This window comes from Streptomyces sp. NPDC054841 (assembly GCF_053611045.1).
Genome location: NZ_JBSGZO010000240.1, coordinates 1 through 2,079, shown reverse-complemented (window position 1 = coordinate 2,079; position 2,079 = coordinate 1). Strand labels below are relative to the sequence as shown.

Here is a 2,079-nt window from a genome sequence, read left to right as displayed (position 1 = left end):
CGGGTCGAGGCGGGCCCGAGGCGGGGCTGACAGGGCCGAGGCGGACCCGAGGCAGAGCTGACGGGGCTGAGGCCCGCGGGCCGGGTTTGCCTGGCTTCAGCAGGCGCAACCGAACCCTACCGGGTCTACCCGGTCCTACCAGGCCCTACGGAGCCTTACCGAGCCTTACCGTCCGCCGTTGTACGGCCCGTACGGCCCGTCGCTGCTGGAGCCACCGCGCCGGCCGCCTCCGCCGGAGACCTGCTGGAGCGCGGGGCGCACGTCGACCATGAAGACGATCGTGGCGATCAGCCCGGCGATCTGCAGGAACAGCATCGGTACCAACAGGTTCACGGCGACCGTGATGCCCAGCATGATCAGCCAGAACGTCTTCGTCTGCTTGTCCGCCGCCCGGTAGGCGTCCTCACGAGCGAAGGCCGCGAAGCCCAACGCCACCACGGCCAGAACGAGCATGGCCAGGTTGAGCAGCCAGAGAATCGTGCCGAATCCTGCGAGCAACATGCTGAGCACCGCCTAGTGAGTTGAAGCGCCTCACGACCAAGGTACGGCCAGGACATGGCCAACGTACCCGGACAACGGGCCGGGAACCTCGAAGGTGCCCGGCCCGTGGAGCGGGCCCGTGCAGTGGCCCGTGGGGTGTGATCGCCTGCTTCCCGGCCTGCGGGAAGCGTGCCGGCTACTTCCCGGTCTGCGGGGAGGTGGCCTTCTTCGCCGCGGGCTTACGGGCGGCGGGCTTACGAGCGGCCGGCGGGGCAGGCTTCGTGTCCTCGGCCTTCGCCTCCGCCTTGGCCTGGGGCGCGTCCGCGGCCTTCGGCTGCTGCGCGCCCTTCGGCTCGTCCGCCTTGGGCTCGACGGCGACGGCGATCTCCGCGATCTCCTCGGCGGCCTCGCCGCGCCACGCCTTCACGGCCTGCTCACCGTGCTCGGCGACCTTCTCGTACGTCTCACGGGCCCTGACCGCGTACTCGGCGGCCACGCCCACGCCACGCAGCGCCAGGTCCTGAGCGGTCTCGCCCAGCTTCTTCAGGTCGGTGTCGATGTTCCCGAGCACCTCGGTGACCTTGGCCTGCACGGTGGCCTGGGCCTCCTTGGCCTGCGCGGTCACCTTCGCCTGCACGGCCTTCGGGTCGGTCTCCCGCACGGCCTCGAACCGCGCGGGCGCCTCGGCCCGCAGCTGCTCGATCAGCCCGGGCACCTTCTTGGCCTGCTGGACGGCGAGGTCGGCCGTACCGGCCGCGAAGTAGAGGGGAGTCGGGTCGGTGAGGGTCTTACGCAGGTCATCGGTGATGGCCATGACTGTGGTCCTCCCGGATCGCAGATGTCTCAGTTCAGTCTTCGGGTGTTGAGGGTTGGTCGGCACCACGTCCTGCGGCCGTGCGGGGGCCGTCCTCGGCGGTGTCCTTATCCGTATCGGCGTCGAAGCCGTTCTCCTTGCGGAACGAGTCGTAGATCTGCAGAAGCACCTGCTTCTGCCGCTCATTCATCGAGGGATCGGCCAGGATGACGGCTCGCGTCTCCAGCTCGTCCCGCTCCCGCTCGTCCAGAATCCCGGCCCGTACGTAGAGCGTCTCGGCCGAGATCCGCAGCGCCTTGGCGACCTGCTGCAACACCTCCGCGCTCGGCTTGCGCAGCCCGCGCTCGATCTGGCTCAGGTACGGATTGGACACCCCGGCGGCGTCGGCGAGCTGCCGCAACGAGAGCTGCGCGTTGCGCCGCTGCTCGCGGAGGTACTCACCGAGATTGCCGACGTTGAGGGATGCCATGCTCCGATGGTGCAGCACCTCCGCTAACTATTGCAAGCATGTGCTTGCAAAAGTGTGCTCAATCACTCGGGCGGCGGCTGATCCTGCCCCGCTGCTGGTGTCCGTTCCCAGTGGGTGTGCGGTTCCCGCTAGATCTGATCGGCGAAGTGAACGGGTCCCGGTTGTTCTGATCAGCGGGACCCGGTCGGCGTCTCAGCCGGTCGGTGTGCCGACGTGGGGTCCAGAACTGGCGACCTCGCGTAATCGAGACTCGCGTATTCCGTGGCCGATGAGGGCTTGGGCTCACCGTGAGTGGTCGCCGGGGGCATAGTGCCTC

The 2,079-nt window shown here is 68.6% G+C and carries 3 protein-coding genes; all 3 read right to left on the bottom strand.

Features of this window, described 5'->3' with window-relative positions; translation table 11 throughout:
• Positions 1–165: 165 nt before the first annotated feature.
• The 3 genes from ACWGI8_RS26970 to ACWGI8_RS26960 all read right to left on the bottom strand — a co-directional run bounded on the left by ACWGI8_RS26970 (position 166) and on the right by ACWGI8_RS26960 (position 1,763).
• Positions 166–501, bottom strand: a complete 336-nt coding sequence (locus ACWGI8_RS26970) for a DUF2516 family protein (protein WP_453664706.1) — start codon at positions 499–501, stop codon at positions 166–168.
• Between the two features lie 175 nt (positions 502–676).
• Positions 677–1,294, bottom strand: coding sequence for a hypothetical protein (locus ACWGI8_RS26965; protein WP_453664704.1), 618 nt, complete (start codon positions 1,292–1,294; stop codon positions 677–679).
• A 34-nt stretch (positions 1,295–1,328) separates the two neighbouring features.
• On the bottom strand, positions 1,329–1,763 hold the full coding sequence (locus ACWGI8_RS26960; RefSeq protein WP_453664702.1) for a helix-turn-helix domain-containing protein: 435 nt from the start codon (positions 1,761–1,763) through the stop codon (positions 1,329–1,331).
• Positions 1,764–2,079 lie beyond the last annotated feature (316 nt).